Origin of the sequence: Bradyrhizobium sacchari (genome assembly GCF_002068095.1) — a bacterium.
Classification (GTDB): domain Bacteria; phylum Pseudomonadota; class Alphaproteobacteria; order Rhizobiales; family Xanthobacteraceae; genus Bradyrhizobium; species Bradyrhizobium sacchari.
Genome location: NZ_LWIG01000018.1, coordinates 80,552 through 97,424 on the forward strand (window position 1 = coordinate 80,552; position 16,873 = coordinate 97,424).

At 64.7% G+C, this 16,873-nt stretch carries 18 protein-coding genes; 4 read left to right on the forward strand and 14 right to left on the reverse strand.

The features are described from left to right. The 11 genes from A5906_RS44815 to A5906_RS22630 form a co-directional block, all read right to left on the reverse strand. A partial coding sequence (locus A5906_RS44815; RefSeq protein WP_430642411.1) for a biotin/lipoyl-containing protein occupies positions 1-388 on the reverse strand: 388 nt, incomplete at its 3' end. Positions 389-450: 62 nt separating this feature from the next. Beyond that, positions 451-903: a nucleoside deaminase gene (locus A5906_RS22585; RefSeq protein ID WP_080137508.1), complete on the reverse strand. Its 453-nt coding sequence runs from the start codon at positions 901-903 to the stop codon at positions 451-453. Between the two features lie 2 nt (positions 904-905). Continuing rightward, the gene (locus A5906_RS22590) at positions 906-1,208 is read right to left on the reverse strand and encodes a DUF5076 domain-containing protein (protein WP_008547332.1); all 303 of its coding nucleotides are present in this window, start codon (positions 1,206-1,208) and stop codon (positions 906-908) included. 3 nt (positions 1,209-1,211) lie between these two features. Continuing rightward, positions 1,212-2,594 carry a pyruvate dehydrogenase complex E1 component subunit beta gene (locus A5906_RS22595; protein ID WP_080137509.1) on the reverse strand — a complete coding sequence of 461 codons (1,383 nt, stop codon included), beginning with the start codon at positions 2,592-2,594 and terminating at the stop codon, positions 1,212-1,214. Positions 2,595-2,623: 29 nt separating this feature from the next. Then, positions 2,624-3,646, reverse strand: coding sequence for a pyruvate dehydrogenase (acetyl-transferring) E1 component subunit alpha (gene pdhA, locus A5906_RS22600; protein ID WP_080137510.1), 1,023 nt, complete (start codon positions 3,644-3,646; stop codon positions 2,624-2,626). A gap of 264 nt (positions 3,647-3,910) precedes the next feature. Then, on the reverse strand, positions 3,911-5,428 hold the full coding sequence (gene adh / locus A5906_RS22605; protein WP_080137511.1) for an aldehyde dehydrogenase: 1,518 nt from the start codon (positions 5,426-5,428) through the stop codon (positions 3,911-3,913). Positions 5,429-5,706: 278 nt separating this feature from the next. Continuing rightward, entirely contained in the window at positions 5,707-6,678 is a 972-nt protein-coding gene (locus A5906_RS22610) for a helix-turn-helix domain-containing protein (RefSeq protein ID WP_080137512.1), read from the reverse strand. A gap of 216 nt (positions 6,679-6,894) precedes the next feature. Then, complete coding sequence (locus A5906_RS22615; RefSeq protein ID WP_080137513.1) at positions 6,895-7,212, reverse strand: FtsB family cell division protein; 318 nt, start codon at positions 7,210-7,212, stop codon at positions 6,895-6,897. A gap of 206 nt (positions 7,213-7,418) precedes the next feature. After that, positions 7,419-7,970, reverse strand: a complete 552-nt coding sequence (locus A5906_RS22620) for an NADPH-dependent FMN reductase (protein ID WP_080137514.1) — start codon at positions 7,968-7,970, stop codon at positions 7,419-7,421. A gap of 181 nt (positions 7,971-8,151) precedes the next feature. Then, on the reverse strand, positions 8,152-9,150 hold the full coding sequence (locus A5906_RS22625) for an MBL fold metallo-hydrolase (protein WP_080137515.1): 999 nt from the start codon (positions 9,148-9,150) through the stop codon (positions 8,152-8,154). Positions 9,151-9,264: 114 nt separating this feature from the next. After that, positions 9,265-10,281 (reverse strand): AraC family transcriptional regulator, encoded by a 1,017-nt coding sequence (locus A5906_RS22630; RefSeq protein ID WP_245326855.1) that lies wholly within the window; start codon positions 10,279-10,281, stop codon positions 9,265-9,267. Positions 10,282-10,331: 50 nt separating this feature from the next. Here A5906_RS22630 and A5906_RS22635 point away from each other — a divergent pair, with 50 nt between their 5' ends. After that, positions 10,332-11,069 (forward strand): SDR family oxidoreductase, encoded by a 738-nt coding sequence (locus A5906_RS22635; protein ID WP_080137517.1) that lies wholly within the window; start codon positions 10,332-10,334, stop codon positions 11,067-11,069. A gap of 29 nt (positions 11,070-11,098) precedes the next feature. Here A5906_RS22635 and A5906_RS22640 read toward each other — a convergent pair whose 3' ends face one another. Both A5906_RS22640 and eno read right to left on the reverse strand, forming a co-directional pair. Next, positions 11,099-12,235, reverse strand: a complete 1,137-nt coding sequence (locus tag A5906_RS22640) for a zinc-binding dehydrogenase (RefSeq protein WP_080137518.1) — start codon at positions 12,233-12,235, stop codon at positions 11,099-11,101. Positions 12,236-12,287: 52 nt separating this feature from the next. Beyond that, positions 12,288-13,571 (reverse strand): phosphopyruvate hydratase, encoded by a 1,284-nt coding sequence (gene eno, locus A5906_RS22645; protein WP_080137519.1) that lies wholly within the window; start codon positions 13,569-13,571, stop codon positions 12,288-12,290. A gap of 172 nt (positions 13,572-13,743) precedes the next feature. On the opposite strand from eno, the gene A5906_RS22650 reads away from it, so the two are divergent. The 3 genes from A5906_RS22650 (at position 13,744) to A5906_RS22660 (ending at position 16,138) form a co-directional block, all read left to right on the forward strand. Then, a complete protein-coding gene (locus tag A5906_RS22650; RefSeq protein WP_080137520.1) occupies positions 13,744-14,721 on the forward strand; it encodes a Vgb family protein in 978 nt (325 codons plus the stop codon). A 138-nt stretch (positions 14,722-14,859) separates the two neighbouring features. Further along, a complete protein-coding gene (queF, locus tag A5906_RS22655; protein WP_038967228.1) occupies positions 14,860-15,312 on the forward strand; it encodes a preQ(1) synthase in 453 nt (150 codons plus the stop codon). 16 nt (positions 15,313-15,328) lie between these two features. Further along, positions 15,329-16,138: a substrate-binding domain-containing protein gene (locus A5906_RS22660; protein WP_080137521.1), complete on the forward strand. Its 810-nt coding sequence runs from the start codon at positions 15,329-15,331 to the stop codon at positions 16,136-16,138. A 167-nt stretch (positions 16,139-16,305) separates the two neighbouring features. Here A5906_RS22660 and A5906_RS44820 read toward each other — a convergent pair. Next, a partial coding sequence (locus A5906_RS44820; protein ID WP_245326856.1) for a cyclic nucleotide-binding domain-containing protein occupies positions 16,306-16,873 on the reverse strand: 568 nt, incomplete at its 5' end.

A 16,873-nucleotide genomic window follows, 5' to 3' on the forward strand; every position in this document is an offset into this window, starting at 1 on the left:
CAGCCTGCGGCGCAGGAGCCGCGGCAGGCGGAGCAGCCTTGGGTGCGGCCGGCGCCGGCGCTGGAGCCGGAGCAGCAGCCTCCGTGGCCTTCGGCGGCGCGGCCGACGCGCTGGGCTTGGCGCTACCTGCAGCCTTCACGTCCTCGCCCTCGCCGGCGAGCACCGCGATCACGTCGTTGACCGGGACGTCCTGGGTGCCCTCGGGCACGAGGATCTTGGCGATCGTGCCCTCGTCGATGGCCTCGACCTCCATGGTCGCCTTGTCGGTCTCGATCTCGGCGATCACGTCGCCGGATTTGACCTTGTCGCCTTCCTTCTTCAGCCACTTGGCGAGGTTGCCCTTCTCCATCGTCGGCGAGAGAGCGGGCATCAGGATGTTGATGGGCATGCTGACCTCAAGAAGAACTTTGCAAAACGTCGTCTCCGACAGCGGAGACGCACAGACCAGGTTTAGTTGCCGATGTCGCCCTGCCAGAGGCGCTCATTGGCAGGGATGGAACGCCAATTCTTCATCATGGTGATGGAACGGTCGTCGGCAAGATCGATCCAGGGGATGCCGAACTTGTCGAGGATGTCCTTGGAGCCCGGGAAAGTGACGGACTCCCCGATCACCACCAGCTTGACCTTGAACAGCGCGAGCGCACCGGCGCACATCGAACAAGGCGAAAGCGTGGTGTACATGACGGTGTCATGGAACGTGATCGCCCCGGCCTCGCGCAGGCAGCTCATCTCGCCGTGCAGGATCACGTTGTTCTCCTGCACGCGGTTGTTGTGGCCGCGGGCGATGATCTTGTTGTCGCGCGTCAGCACCGCGCCGATCGGCAGGCCGCCCTGCGCGATCGAGGCTTCCGCCTCGCGGATCGCCTCCAGCATGAAGTCGAAATGATAGGATTCGATCGCCACCGTCAGTGTCCCTTCCCGCGCGGCGTCGTGGTGCCGGTGTCAGTGGGACGCTCGATCTCGGCCTGGAACATGTCGAGGATCCGGTTCAGCGCGTCCTCCTCGGTATATTCGCTCTCGCGCGCATAGGCGCGCGCAGCGTGGCGGGCGAGATCGACCAGCAGCAGGCCCCACATGTCGGGCTCCTCGAAAGCGCGCTGGAACGCCATCGACAGCCCGCCATCCAGCACGAACACGCGCAGGATCTCGACCGCGTCATCGCGGGTCATGACGTCGGGCGGCAGTGGCTGCTCCTTGGGGCCCGCCATGGTCTACCTGTAGCAGACGGCTTTGGCGGCCTCGACGACTTCCGCCGCCGAGGGCAGCGCGAGCTTCTCCAGGTTGGCGGCATAGGGCATCGGCACGTCCTTGCCGGAGACGCGCGCGACCGGCGCGTCCAGATAGTCGAACGCGTTCTCCATGATGCGCGCGGCGATCTCGGCGCCGACGCCGCTCTGGGCCCAGCCCTCTTCCACCGTGACGGCACGGCCGGTCTTCTTCACGGAGTTGATGATGGTCTCGGTGTCCATCGGGCGCAGCGTGCGCAGGTCGATCACCTCGGCCTCGATGCCCTCCTTGGCGAGCTCGTCGGCGGCCTTCAGCGCATAGGTCATGCCGTTCGACCAGGAGATGATGGTGACGTGGCTGCCGGAGCGCACGATGCGCGCCTTGCCGATCGGGACGATGAAATCGTCGAGCTTCGGCACTTCGCCGGTGTGGCCGTAGAGCACCTCGTTCTCGAGGAAGATCACCGGATTGGGATCGCGGATCGCGGCCTTGAGCAGGCCCTTGTAGTCGGCGGCCGAGAACGGCGCGACGACCTTGAGGCCCGGGATGTTCGAATACCAGGCCGAATAGTCCTGGCTGTGCTGGGCGGCGACGCGCGCAGCCGCACCGTTCGGTCCGCGGAACACGATCGAGCAGCCCATCTGTCCGCCGGACATGTAGAGTGTCTTGGCCGCGGAGTTGATGATCTGGTCGATCGCCTGCATGGCGAAGTTGAAGGTCATGAACTCGACGATCGGCTTCAGGCCGGTCATGGCGGCGCCGACACCGACGCCGGCAAAGCCGTGCTCGGTGATCGGGGTGTCGATGACGCGCTTGGCGCCAAATTCCTGGAGCAGGCCCTGGGTGACCTTGTAGGCGCCCTGATATTCAGCGACTTCTTCGCCCATCACGAAGACATCGGCGTCGCGGCGCATCTCTTCGGCCATGGCGTCGCGCAGGGCTTCGCGGATGGTCTGCGTCACCATCTCGGTGCCGGCGGGCACCTCGGGATCGGGCTCGGCGACGGCTTGCGGCGCAGGCGCAGCCTTGGGCGCGGGCGCTTCGGCTTTTGCCGCGGCAGGCGGCGCGGACTCCGCAGCCTTCGCGGCTGGTGCAGGCGCCTTGGCCAGATCGGCCGCGCTCTCGCCGTCGGCCAGAATGGTCGCGATCGGCGTGTTCACCGCAACGTCGGCGGTGCCCTCGGGAATCAGGATCTTGCCGAGCGTGCCCTCGTCGGTCGCTTCGACCTCCATGGTCGCCTTGTCGGTCTCGATCTCGGCGATGACGTCGCCAGACTTGATCGTCTCGCCCTCTTTTTTCAGCCACTTGGCGAGGTTGCCCTTCTCCATCGTGGGTGACAACGCGGGCATCAGCACTTGAATTGGCATATCGACTCCAAAAGAAAGCTTGCGCGCGTTCAGCGGTAAACGTCGGTCCAGAGCTCGGCGGCATCCGGCTCGGGATCATGCTGGGCAAAGTCGGCGGAGGCATTGACGATGTCGCGCACCTCGGCGTCGATCGCCTTGAGGTCGGCCTCGCTGACCTTGGCCGCCAGCAGGCGATTGCGCACCTGCTCGATCGGATCCTGGTCGTGGCGGACCTTCTCGACCTCCTCGCGCGTGCGATATTTTGCAGGGTCGGACATCGAATGGCCGCGATAGCGATAGGTCTGCATCTCAAGGATGAAGGGACCCTTGCCGGCGCGGCACCAGGCCGCCGCCTCCTCGCCCGCTGCCTTGACGGCGCGCACGTCCATGCCGTCGACCTGCTTGCCGGGGATGTTGAAGGACACGCCGCGCTTGGAGAAATCCTGTTGCGCCGAGGCGCGCGACACCGCGGTGCCCATGGCGTAGCGGTTGTTCTCGATGACGTAGATCACCGGCAGCTTCCAGAGCTCCGCCATGTTGAAGCTCTCATAGACCTGGCCCTGGTTGGCCGCGCCGTCGCCGAAATAGGTGACGCTGACATTGCCGTTGCCGCGATAGTGATTGGCGAAGGCGAGGCCCGTGCCGAGCGAGACCTGGGCGCCGACGATGCCGTGACCGCCGTAGAAGTGCTTCTCCTTGCTGAACATGTGCATGGAGCCGCCCTTGCCCTTGGAGTAACCGCCGCGGCGGCCCGTGAGCTCGGCCATGACGCCGTTGGCATCCATGCCAGTGGCAAGCATGTGGCCGTGATCGCGATAGCCGGTGATGACCTGATCGCCCTCCTTGAGGGCCATCTGCATGCCGACCACCACGGCCTCCTGGCCAATATAGAGATGGCAGAAGCCGCCGATGGCGCCCATGCCGTAGAGCTGGCCGGCCTTTTCCTCGAACCGCCGGATCAGGAGCATCTCGCGGAGCGCCTTGAGCTCCTGCTCCCTGGTGAATTCCGGGGGCGATGCGCCGTCGGTCTTGTCCTGTGCAGCGCCTGCGGCGGCTTTCTTGGGTGCGGCCATGGGAATTCCGGGTCAGAGAAAACTTTCGTCCTCTCTAACCCAAGTCAAACGCCCTTGGAAAGCACCGCGGCGACATGGCACGACTTTCATTATGCCGCACTGCAACGTGACCGAAATATTGGAAAATCTTTGGCGCCGATCGGGCAACAAATCTCTGCCGGGGACAGCGCGCGCAGATTCGTGGCCGCTTCAAGAAACGCCGGGTCAACCAAGTCCCGACATTTGGAACGGGCGACGCCGAAACGGCGCCGCCCTCTCCGCCGATCAGAAGAAGCCGAGCTTCTTCGGGCTGTAGCTGACCAGGAGATTCTTGGTCTGCTGGTAGTGATCAAGCATCATCTTGTGGGTCTCGCGACCGACGCCCGACTGCTTGTAGCCGCCGAACGCCGCATGCGCGGGATAGGCATGGTAGCAGTTGGTCCAGACCCGGCCGGCCTGGATCGCCCGGCCGAAGCGGTAGCAGCGATTGGCATCGCGGCTCCAGACGCCGGCCCCGAGGCCATAGAGCGTGTCATTGGCGATCGCGAGCGCCTCGTCATCGGTCTTGAAGGTCGTGACCGAGACGACCGGGCCGAAGATCTCCTCCTGGAAGATGCGCATCTTGTTGTGGCCCTCGAACACCGTGGGCTGGACATAGAAGCCCTTGGCGAGGTCGCCGTCGAGCTCGGCGCGACCGCCGCCTGCCAGCACCTTGGCCCCCTCCTGCTTGCCGATGTCGATATAGGAGAGGATCTTCGCGAGCTGCTCGCTCGAGGCCTGCGCGCCGATCATGGTGTCGGCCACGCGCGGGTCGCCCTGCTTGATCGCGGCGACGCGCTTCAGCGCCCGCTCCATGAAGCGGTCGTAGATGTCGGCATGAACCAACGCCCGGCTCGGACAGGTGCAGACCTCGCCCTGGTTCAGCGCGAACATCACAAAACCCTCGATCGCCTTGTCGAAGAAGTCGTCGTCCTCGGCGGTGACGTCCTTGAAGAAGATGTTCGGCGACTTGCCGCCGAGCTCCAGCGTGACCGGGATCAAGTTCTGGCTGGCATACTGCATGATCAGGCGGCCCGTCGAGGTCTCGCCGGTGAAGGCGATCTTGGCAATGCGCGGGCTGGAGGCGAGCGGCTTGCCGGCCTCGAGGCCAAAACCGTTGACGATATTGAGGACGCCGGGCGGCAGAATATCGGCGACGATCTCGGCCCAGACCATGATCGAGGCCGGGGTCTGCTCGGCGGGCTTGAGCACCACGCAATTGCCGGCGGCCAGCGCCGGTGCGAGCTTCCAGCAGGCCATCAGCAGCGGGAAGTTCCACGGGATGATCTGGCCGACCACGCCGAGCGGCTCGTGGAAATGATAGGCGATGGTGTCGTGGTCGATCTCGCCGATCGATCCTTCCTGGGCGCGCACGACGCCGGCGAAATAGCGGAAGTGGTCGATGGCGAGCGGCAGGTCGGCGGCGCGGGTCTCGCGGATCGGCTTGCCGTTGTCCCAGGTCTCGGCAACCGCGAGACGTTCGAGATTTTCCTCCATGCGGTCGGCGATCCGGTTCAGGACCGCGGCGCGCTCGGCGACGCTGGTACGGCCCCAGGCGTCCTTGGCGGCATGCGCCGCGTCGAGGGCGGCCTCGACGTCCTGCGCGTCGGAGCGCGCGATCTTGCAGACGACCTGGCCGTTCACCGGCGAGGCATTATCGAAATACTTGCCGGATTTCGGCGCGACGAATTTGCCGCCGATGAAATTGTCGTACCGCTCGGAGAAGGGATGCTGGGTGACGCCGAGGAATTCCACCTTGTTCATTGATCACTCCCGATGTTGCTGTTTGCGCTATTCGTCGCGTGTTCGCGACTTGCGCAGACGATGATGCGGGAGGTGTTTTCTGTCAGCCCGGCCGGAAGCGATGGCGGCGCGGACCTGTCGCAGTTCTGCGACAGTCGCGGGCGAGGCACGTGCGAGATGAGGGTGCTCGCTGCCTCCACCGCGCCATTGCGAGCGCAGCGAAGCAATCCAGACTGCGCCCGCGGAGGGATTCTGGATTGCTTCGCTACGCTCGCAATGACGGTTGAGGGAGAACGTGCTCAGTGGTTCAGTTCGAACCGCTTGAGCTTCCGATGCAGGGTGGCGCGGCTGACGCCGAGGGCCTTGGCGGCGGCCGAGACATTGCCGCCCGCGCGGAGCAGCGCCCGCTGCAACACCGCGCGCTGACCGCCGGCGAGGTGGTCGCGCGCGGCATCGCCGCCGAGCAGATCGGCCGCGGGCACGGGCCGCAACGGGCGGCCGGGCGCGATCCCAAGTCCAATGCCAAGCCCCACCCGGGCGGAGCGGGTCGCGCCGATCACGAGATCGTCGGCGTCGACGGCGACGAGACCGCCGCACTGGCCGTCCGTGGCCGGCGTCAGCACGATGCGGGCATGGGCGAAGGCGCGGCGAAACATGTCGGCCTCGATGCGTTTGGCCGCCTCGGCCGCCGCCAGTGCGATCAAGCTGGAAAACGCATCGGTGCGATCGGCGCGGCAGGAGGAGACGTCGAGCACACCGGCAAAGGCCGCCTCGTGGTCGTAGATGGGAACCGCGGTGCAGCTCAGAAGCGTGTTGCGGGTGAAGAAGTGCTGGTCGCGGTCGATCGTCAGCGGCCGCTGCTCGACGACGCAGGTGCCGATGCCGTTGGTGCCCTCGTGCTCCTCGCTCCAGAGCGCGCCGGTCCACAGGCCCCAGGATTGGAAGGTCGCATCGTCCGCGGGCGTGCCGCGACGGTCGACCGGCACCCCCTCGCCATCGGCGAGCAGCACGCAGCAGCCGGCCGCGCCCACCGCCTGATAGAGCCGGTCCATGGCGCCTTGCGCGGCGGCCAGCAGCGGCGCGATGCGCTCGCGCGCCGTGCGCAGTTCCGCCTCCGTCAGGCGCTGCGGCAAGCCGCGGCCGGAGGGGTCGAGATGATGCAGTCGGGAGGAACGGCGCCAGGAGGCCACGAGTGCGGAACGAGCCGCCTGGCCTGATGCGATGGCGGCCTCGACACGGGCCGCGTGATGCTGGGGGGCTTGCCCATTCATCACCGTTTCCTCCGGGTGGCATTCTTAAGACGTGCCGGCGGGGCCTTGTTGATCTCCGTCAATCCTGGAGACCGGGCGCCCGCACAAGCCATCCCCTGCCGGCTCCGCTCCGTCAAGGCGGCAAACCGACTGCGGCCTTGCGACCTTGGTGTGATGAGAAGCAAGCTGTCCAGTCAGCCCCGGCTTTCGACGCCGGTTTCGAAACGTGCGAAAGCGCTAGTTCTGCGGGATCATCCGAACCAGATCATGTGGATTGACGTAGTCGAGCTGGAACCGGGCCCGCTCGTCCAGCATGTCGGGATCGATCCTCGATGTGCGCAACAGCGAGACGCGCTGCTCGTTCCTGGCCCGCTCGCGCTTGAGCTGCGCCAGCTCGCTCGTCAGCGCGATGATCTCCTGGTCGAGTTCCTGACGGGCGTTGAGGCCATATTTGCCGGTATAGGCGTTGACGCCGAAATAGCCGACGATGGCCGCCGCCATCGCATAAAGGGCAAGACCGGTCAGGATCGATTTCAGGCGTGCGCGGGAGACCATCTCGGGAAGATGGGGCAGCTTGGTTAAGGGAGCGCTAACGCAAAGCCATCCGCTGCCCGTAACGCTCGACCCTCATGGTGAGGAGGCCGCATAGCGGCCGTCTCGAACCACGAAGGCCCCGGTGTCCCCCGCGGCCATCCTTGGCAACGGCGCTGACGCGCCTCCTCAGGATGAGGACTTGCAGTGCGGCCGCGCGGTATCCAGCCTCAGCCGTGATGCTTCGCTACGTGGGCGGCGAAGGCATCGATGTAGGCCTGCAGCACACTCTTCAGCGAGTCCTTGGTGAGGTTCCCCTCCGCATCGAAGGCGTCGCCGACGGCGTTCAGATAGATCTCGGGCTGCTGCATAATCGGGCCGGCGATGCCCGGCAGGATGTTCTGCAGCGTCTTGGCGGCGCTGACGCCCCCGAGCGGTCCCGGCGAGTTCGAGACGATGCCGACCGGCTTGCCGTTGAACGAGCTCTTGCCATAGGGCCGCGAGGCGACGTCGATGGCGTTCTTCAGGACGCCCGGAATGGCGCGGTTGTATTCGGGGGTGACGAAGATGACGCCGTCGGACTTCTGAAGCTTGTCACGGAAGGCCAGCCAGTCCGCCGGCGGCGCGCCCTCGAGATCCTGGTTGAAGAAGGAGATGCCCGCCGGCGTGATGACTTCGAGCTTGAGCGTATCAGGCGCGAGCTTGGCAAGCGCATTGGCGATCTTCAGCGAAAAGCTGTCCTTGCGCAGGCTGCCGGCGATTACGACGATATTGTAGGCCATGGGGTGTCCTTGAAACCTTGAGGGGAAGTGCCGGGCGGCACTTAAGCGATCCGGATCGATGGATGCAAGTGCATGAACCGGTTCGATTTGGAAACGCTGCGTTTCACGAAAGCAGACAGTGGCCCAAAACCGTCAGGCCGCACAGCGGCGACCTGACGGTCGCGCAGAGCTGCAACCGCGATCAGATCGTCGGATTCCAGGCCGACGGAATCAGGCGGTACTTGGCGCCGTCCTTCTCGACGTGGCCGACCGAGGGAAAGGCGAAGTGGAAGCCGATCACGGTGGCCTTCTCCGCCGCCGCCATGTCGTAGAACTTGTGGCGCGTCGCCTGCGCCATTGCGGCATCGTTGTCGAACATCACGTGCCAGTCCGGATTGCGCAGGAAGAACTCCGGAATGTTGGTGACGTCGGACTGGATCAAGACTTTCGCATCGCCCGAGGCGACCGCGAACGATGTGTGACCCGGCGTATGGCCCGGCGTCGCGATCGAGGTGATGCCCGGCGCGACTTCCTTGCCCCACTCGTACTTCGTCACCTTGGATTCGAGACCGGCAAAAGTCTTCTTCACGTTGGCGAAGTAGTTCTTCATCATCGGGTTGGACTCGGCCTTGGCGGCGTTGTCCTCACTGGTCCAGAACTCCCAGTCCTTGCCCGGCACCATGATCTCCGAATTCGGGAAGGCCAGCGCGCCATCGGCGAGACGGATGCCGTTGGTGTGGTCAGGATGCAGATGCGACAGCAGCACCACGTCGATGCTCTTGGGATCGACGCCGGCGGCTGCGAGGTTTTGTAGCGTGCGGCCGACCGCGCCCTTGCTCGGCTCGAGGTTGGCGACGCCGTTGCCGGTGTCGATCAGCACGAGCTTGGAGCCGGTGTTGATGAGCTGCGGATTGAACGGCACCGTGACCATGCCCTTGGGCATGTAGGCGGCTTCGCCGGCGGCCGCGGCTTCTTCCTTCGGAACGTTGACGACGAACTTGTCGGGCATCGGGAAGGTGCGTGCGCCGTCGTTGATCGAGGTGCACTCGTAGCTGCCGACCTTGTAGCGATAGAAGCCCGGCGCCTGCGTCCCGGCTGGCGGCACGGAGGCATTTGCAGTGGTCGGGCGAAGTCCTGTGACGGCAGCCGCGCCGAGGGCGGCGACGCCTGCGAGCAGATGACGACGATTAAGATCGGTCATGAAGAAGTCCCCTTCTGAGCGCCTTTGCGGTTTTTCCGCTTTCAACGGCGGCGGGAATAATCCCCCGCTTCGCTCAGAAGGCAAGTCCTTCTTTCGGAGATGCGCCGTCGCGCATCACGATAATTTATTTGGTTCGTTGGGGAATTTTTCGCCCTCGGCCTGTCCGCGCCAGTATCGCTTCGGTGCATGGCCGTAGACTCGCTTGAAGGCATGTCCGAAAGCGCTCTCCGACGAGTATCCAAGCTGCGCGGCCGTTGCCGCAACGGACGCTCCACGTCGAAGTAGATCGCGTGCAATCCGCATTCGCCATCGAAGCAGGTAGTCGAGCGGCGCCAGCCCCACCAGCGACTTGAACCGTTTCGAAAACGCAGATCGCGACATGGCGATCGCTCCGGACAACGCGTCCAGGGTCCAGGGGTGAGCGGCATCTTCGTGCATCAGCCTGATCGCCTTGCCGATCCTGGCATCGACCAGCGCGTTGATCCATCCCAAACCCTCGCCGGCATTCTGATCCAGCGCCGCGCGGAGCACCTGGATAAGCAGGACGTCGGCAAGCCGGTCGGTAAGTACGGCCGCTCCGATTCCCGTCCCCCTGATTTCAAGGTCGAGAATCCCGAGCGTGGAATGAATGATGGGTGCCGACGGACTGCGCGACGGTATGAGCAGAAAGCGAGGGAGCGCATCGAGCAGCAATCCGGCGTCCGACGCTTCGAAACCGAAACTGCCGGCAAGCAAAACGGTATCGCTGCCTGCGTGACGCGCGACATCCGACTGCGCCCAATCGAATGACGCGATACCGTCTTCGGGAAGAAGGCGCCCGTCGTTGGCCAGAACATAGGCCGGTGCATTGGCGAGAAGAAAGCAGTCGCCAGCGACCAGCCGATGATGGGCTTCGCCGCCGAAATCGATCCAGCAACCACCTCGGATGACCGCGCCGAACTTGAGGGCGGGCTTGGCCGGGAACCGATACGACCAATTGCCGCCCGCCTCGAACCTCGTGCAACGCGCCGCGCGAACGTTCAGGAGCGAAAAGACCTGGGACAGCGGATCGGAGGTCTTGTGCTTATCTGTGAGCTTGTCCAAGGCTTGATACGATCTCGACGATTTTCGAGCACTTAAAGCATAGATCATCCTCGCTTCCGATGCGAAGTTCATCTCGCAACGAATTGCTGGGAACATCTATGACGGGCATCGCAGGCAAGGTCATCGCCATCACGGGCGCCAGCAGCGGAATCGGCGAAGCCGCCGCCCGGCATCTCGCAGAACGTGGCGCCATCGTGATCCTCGGTGCGCGGCGCGCCGACAGGCTGAAGATGCTGGCCGCGAGCATCGCGGCAAAGGGCGGAAAGGCGTCGTACCTCGTCACGGACGTCAGGCAGCGCGAGGATGTCGCCAGGCTCGTCGGACTTGCCACGGACCGGTACGGGAAGCTGGACGTGCTGATCAACAATGCGGGGATTGCCCCGATTTCGCGCCTGGACGATCTGAGGGTCGACGACTGGGACGACATGATCGACGTGAATGTGAAGGGCGTGCTCTACGGGATCGCCGCGGCCCTGCCCGTCTTTCGTCGTCAGGGCTTCGGCCATTTCGTCAACACCCTGTCGACCGCCGGCATCAAGATCATTCCGACGATGGCCGTCTATGCGGGGTCGAAGAATGCCGTCAGGGCGATTTCCGAAGGACTTCGCCAGGAGGCCGGCCCGTCGCTTCGGGTGACGACCATCTCACCCGGTTATGTCGACACCGAACTGCCGTCCTCCATGACGGATGCCGCGTTACGGGAGCAAGGGCAGGCAAGCATGAACGCGATGGCCATTCCGGCGAGCGCTATCGCGGAGGCGATGGCCTTCGCGATAGCGCAACCGGACAGCGTGGACGTCGGCGAGATCGTCATTCGTCCCACGGCTCAGGCCTGAGTTCGAACAGGCCTGGAAGCGGTCGCGCATCACGACTTATTCGGATTGATCAGGAATTTTTCGCCGGTGGCGCGTTTGGCGTACGCCGCGACGTTGGCGGGATCGAGTGCCTCGGAAAGCGAGACCACCTTGGTGTAGTGGCTGGCGAAGGTGGTCTTCAGTTCGTTCACCACGCGCTGGCGCAGCCGTCCGATATCGGCCGGACCGATCTTCTGAAGGAACGGGGTCAGCAGCCATCCGCCGACGCCCCAGGCCATGCCGAAGCCGCGCGGAAGCTCGATCGGACGGACATCGAGCGCGCCGTAGATATAGACCTGCTTGTGCACGCTGGAGCCGTAGCGGCTGTATTCCTTGGCGGTTTTGTTGATCGCGATTTCCATGCAATTGAGGATGTCGCCGGCAAGCTTGCCGCCGCCGATGGCATCGAAGGCGATGGTGGCGCCGGTCTCGACCAGGGCGTTGGTGAGATCGTCGAAAAAGCTCGGCACGCTCGAGTCGACAACATATTTGGCGCCGATCTTCTTCAGGATCTCCGCCTGCTGCTTGCTGCGCACGATGTTGACGAGCGGAATGCCGTCGGCGATGCAGATCTTGTTCAGCATCTGGCCGAGATTGGAGGCGGCCGCGGTGTGCACCAGCGCCTTGTGGCCCTCGCGCCGCATCGTCTCGGTCATGCCGAGCGCGGTGAGCGGATTGACGAACCAGGACGCGCCCTCCGCGGCTGTTGTGCCCTCGGGCAACGGTTGGCAATCCCTGACCTTCATGGTCCGGTACTGCGAATACATGGCACCGCCGATCATGGCGACGGTCTTGCCCATCAGCGCCTTCGCAGCGTCCGACGAGCCGGTCTTGACGACGACGCCGGCACCTTCATTGCCGACCGGCAGCGACTGGTCGAGCCGCGCCCCCATCGCGCGCATCGCAGCTTGCGGGACAGTTGCCGTGATGACCGGCGCCTGCTTCGTGCCCGAGGCCTTGGCCGTGCTCATGTCGGCCGCGCCGATGAGCAGGCCGAGGTCGGACGGGTTGATCGGCGCCGCCTCGACGCGGACGACGACCTCGTCGTCCGCGGGCTCGGGGGTGGGCACATCGACCAGCGAGATTTCCAGCTCACCGCTCGCCTTGATCAGCGAACGCAGTTGCAGTCCGGTCTTGCCGTCGCTCATGTCGATGCTCCCCTGTCCCTGTTTTTCACGCTTTCGCGCGGGTAGCGCTGGCTTATGCCAGCGCCTTCAGTGCCGCCTTGCCGCCGTAGAGCGCCTGCTTGCCGAGCTGCTGCTCGATGCGCAGGAGCTGGTTGTATTTGGCGGTGCGATCGGAACGCGCAAGGGAGCCGGTCTTGATCTGACCGCAATTGGTGGCGACCGCAAGATCGGCGATGGTGGAATCCTCGGTCTCGCCGGAGCGGTGCGACATCACCGAGGTGTAGCCCGACTTGTGTGCCATCTCGACGGCGGCGAGCGTCTCGGTCAACGTGCCGATCTGGTTGACCTTGATCAGGATCGAGTTGGCGCGGCCGGCCTTGATGCCTTCGGCGAGGCGCTTGACGTTGGTGACGAACAGGTCGTCGCCGACGAGCTGGCACTTCTTGCCGATGAGGTCGGTGAGCTCCTTCCAGCCGTCCATGTCGTCTTCCGACATGCCGTCCTCGATGGTGACGATCGGATAGCGCGAGACCAGATCGCCGAGATACTTGGCCTGCTCGGAGATCGAGCGGGTCTTCCCCTCGCCTTCATAGACGTATTTGCCGTCCTTGAAGAACTCGGTCGAGGCGCAGTCGAGGCCGAGCACGATGTCGCTGCCCGCCTTGAAGCCGGCCTTGCCGATCGCGTTCATGACGAAGTCGAGCGCAGCATCCGCCGACGGCAGGTTCGGGGCGAAGCCGCCCTCGTCGCCGACATTGGTGTTGTGGCCGGCCTTCTTGAGCTCCGACTTCAGCGTATGGAACACCTCCGCGCCGTAGCGCAGGCCCTCGGCGAAGGACGACGCGCCGACCGGGAGGATCATGAATTCCTGGAAGTCGATCGGGTTGTCGGCATGCACGCCGCCATTGATGATGTTCATCATCGGCACCGGCAGCAGGCGCGCCGAGGTGCCGCCGACGTAGCGGTAGAGCGGCATGTCGAGCGAGTTCGCGGCGGCCTTGGCGCAGGCGAGCGACACGCCGAGGATGGCGTTGGCGCCCAGCCGGCTCTTGTTCGGCGTGCCGTCGAGCTCGATCATGATCTGGTCGATCTGGGGCTGCTGCTCGACATCGAGGCCGCTCAGGGCCTCGAAGATCTCGCCATTAACGGCGCCGACCGCCTTGGTGACGCCCTTGCCGAGATAGCGGGCCTTGTCACCGTCGCGCAGTTCCACCGCCTCATGGGCGCCGGTGGAGGCACCGGACGGCACGGCAGCGCGGCCGAGCGCGCCATCTTCCAGCACGACGTCGACCTCGACGGTGGGATTGCCGCGGCTATCGAGAATTTCGCGGCCGATGATGTCGATGATGGCGGTCATGATGTGCACTTCCGTTCGTTAGGGCTGATCGGTGCCGCGTCTTACACGGGCTGCAAGCAAATGTGAACGCTTGGACGCCCGGCTTCGGCTGACGCTCGAAGCAGCTGAGACTAAGCTTGAGAAGATCGGGTCTGTGCGTCCATCCTCAATCCCAAGGAGTCGGGGTAACGCCATGAATCGCCGCCAGTTTCTTGCTTCGAGCGTCGCCGTTCTTGCCGCCCGCCCAAGCCTTGCGCAGGAGGCCCCGTTCCGGACGAAATATTTCCCGATCAGCGCCGGCATTGGCCTGCATGATCTCACGCCCGCCCCCGACGGCACCGTCTGGTTCACCGCCCAGGGCAAGGGCTTGCTCGGCAAGCTCGATCCCCGGGATGGCAGTTTCAAGACCGTCAGCCTCGGCCAGGGCGCCGCCCCGCACGGCGTGACGATCGGCCCCGACGGCGCCCCCTGGATCACCGAAGGCGGTCAGAACGCGATCGCGCGGGTCGATCCCGGCGATCTCAAGGTCACGCTGTTCCGCCTGCCGGAAAAGTTCGCCTCCGCCAATCTCAACACCGGCGTGTTCGACAAGGCCGGCACCTATTGGTTCACCGGCCAGTCCGGATATTACGGCCGGCTGAAGCCGAAGTCGGGTGAGATGGACGTGTTCAAGGCGCCCAAGGGCGTCGGCCCCTACGGCATCACCGTGTCGCCCACGGGCGATGTCTGGTACGCCTCGCTCGCGGGCAGCTATATCGCCAGGATCGACCTTGCGACGGGCAGCGCACATGTGGTCGAGCCGCCGACACCAAACCAGGGCGCGCGCCGGGTCTGGTCGGATTCGAAAAGCCGGATCTGGGTCAGCGAGTGGAACAGTGGCCACGTCTCCGTGCACGATCCTGCCGACGGATCCTGGACAACATGGAAGCTGCCCGGCGAGCGTCCCCGCGCCTATGCGGTCTATGTCGACGACAAGGACAAGGTGTGGCTGACGGATTTTTCGGCGAACGCCATCGTGCGCTTCGATCCCGCCACCGAGAAGTTCGACGTCTTCGCCAGCGACAAGGCCAACGCCAATGTCCGCCAGCTCGACGGAAGGCCGGGCGAGCTGTGGGGCTGCGAGTCCGGCAACGACAGGATCGTGCTGATCCAGACGATCGCCTCGGGTTGACGGCGGCCACGATTGCGTCCATCCCGACATCCTCTAGAGCGCGATCCTATCGCGCTCGAGCCGTTTCTTGATTGAGCATGATCTTTCGGAAAACCGGTGCCCACTTTTCCGGATCATGCTCCAAAGGATGTTACGATGATGGCGAAAAAATCCCTTCAGCTCGGCCGCGCGGTCGAATGGCCGCACACACCTGAAGAAGCCCAGCTCGACCGCGTACCCAACCCGCAAAAGGGCACCGACTATCTGGTCCGCTTCACGGTGCCGGAATTCACCTCGCTCTGCCCGGTCACGGGACAACCGGATTTCGCGCATCTGATGATCGACTACGCGCCCGGTCCATGGCTCCTGGAGTCGAAGTCACTGAAACTCTACATCGCGAGCTTCCGCAACCACGGCGCCTTCCACGAGGATTGCACCGTGATGATCGGAAAGCGCATCGCGAGCGAGATCAAACCGAAATGGCTCCGCATCGGAGGCTATTGGTATCCGCGCGGGGGCATCCCGATCGACGTGTTCTGGCAGACCGGCCGCGTGCCGAAAGGCCTGTGGGTGCCCGAGCAGGGCGTCGCGCCCTATCGCGGGCGGGGCTAGTGGGAGAAGAACAACAATGAAATCGATGTCTGCAACGATCCGCAGCGCTGCCCTGAGCCTTTCACTTGGCCTTCTGGGTACCCTGTGGCTCACCGGCGCGTCCGATGCCGCCGAGGTCCGGGTGATGATCTCGGGCGGATTGACGGCTGCCTACAAGGCGCTTGTACCGGAATTCGAGAAAGCTACCGGCAACAAGGTGCTGACGGAATATGGACCCTCGATGGGGACCACCACCAACGCGATTCCCGTGCGGCTCGAGCGCGGCGAGCCCGCCGACGTCCTGATCATGGTGGGCTACGCCCTCAACGATCTCGCGGGCAAGGGCAAGGTCGTCGCCGGCAGCCAGGTCGATCTCACCAAATCGCCGATCGGGATCGCCGTGAAATCGGGTGCGCCGAAGCCGGACATCAGCTCGGTCGATGCGGTCAAGCGCGCGCTGCTGGCAGCGAAGACGATCGCCTATTCCGATAGCGCCAGCGGCGTCTACGTCTCGACCGAGATGTTCGACAAGCTCGGCATCACTGAGGCCATGAAGGACAAGGCACGCAAGATTCCGGCAACGCCGGTCGGCGAGATCGTCGCGCACGGCGAGGCCGAGCTCGGCTTCCAGCAGATCAGCGAATTGAAGCCCGTGAAGGGCATCGACATCGTCGGGCCTCTGCCGGACGAATTGCAGAAGATCACGATCTTCTCGGCCGGGATCGCGACCGGCTCGAAGGAGCCCGAGGCAGGCCGCGCCTTGATCAACTTCCTCGCTTCTCCCGCCGCACGCGACGCGATCATCGCAAGCGGCATGGAGCCGATCCCGGCTTCTGGAGCGAACTGAGGCCCCCACCCCCTCTCGTGTCCCGGACGCGGTGCAGCGTGAAACGCTGCACCGCAGAGCCGGGACCCAGCGCCAGGAATTCTGGACCCCGGATCAGCAACGCACCACGCCGCAAGTGCGCCGCGTTGCGTCGCATCCGGGGAACGAACAACAATATCCCGGCATCGTCAGTACGCGCTGAGCAGATCGACCTTCGCATTCGCCGCGACCAGCCGCCGCGCCAGGATGGCGGCGAGATTGCGCATGATCTTCAGCGACGTTTCCGGGTGCAGGCGGCGGTAATCGGCAAAACCGTCGAGCGGCAGCTCGAGGCAGGTGACCGGCGTATCGGCGAGAACGTCGGCGCTGCGGCTTTGCTCCAGGATCGCCATCTCGCCGAACTCCATGCCGGGGCCAAGGGACGCGAGCCGCACGCCGCTGCGCAGCTTCACACTGACCATGCCGCTCTGGAGAAAGAACAGCGAATTGGCGGGCTCGCCGGCGGCGATGATGCGCTGACCGGCCGCATAGTGCCGCGTGGTCGAGAGCCTGACGATCGCGGCGATCTCGTCCGCGTCGAGCTCGGAGAGCAGCGCCTGTTCGCCGAGATGCGCGCTCTCCTTGACGTCGGTGAAGCCGCCGAAGCGATAGATCACCTGGTCCTCGGCCCACTCGATGGCGTCATCGAGCAGCGCGAAGCGGCGCAGCCGGCGCGGCTCGGCCGTGCGCGCGGCGATCGCACGCCACACCGCGGAG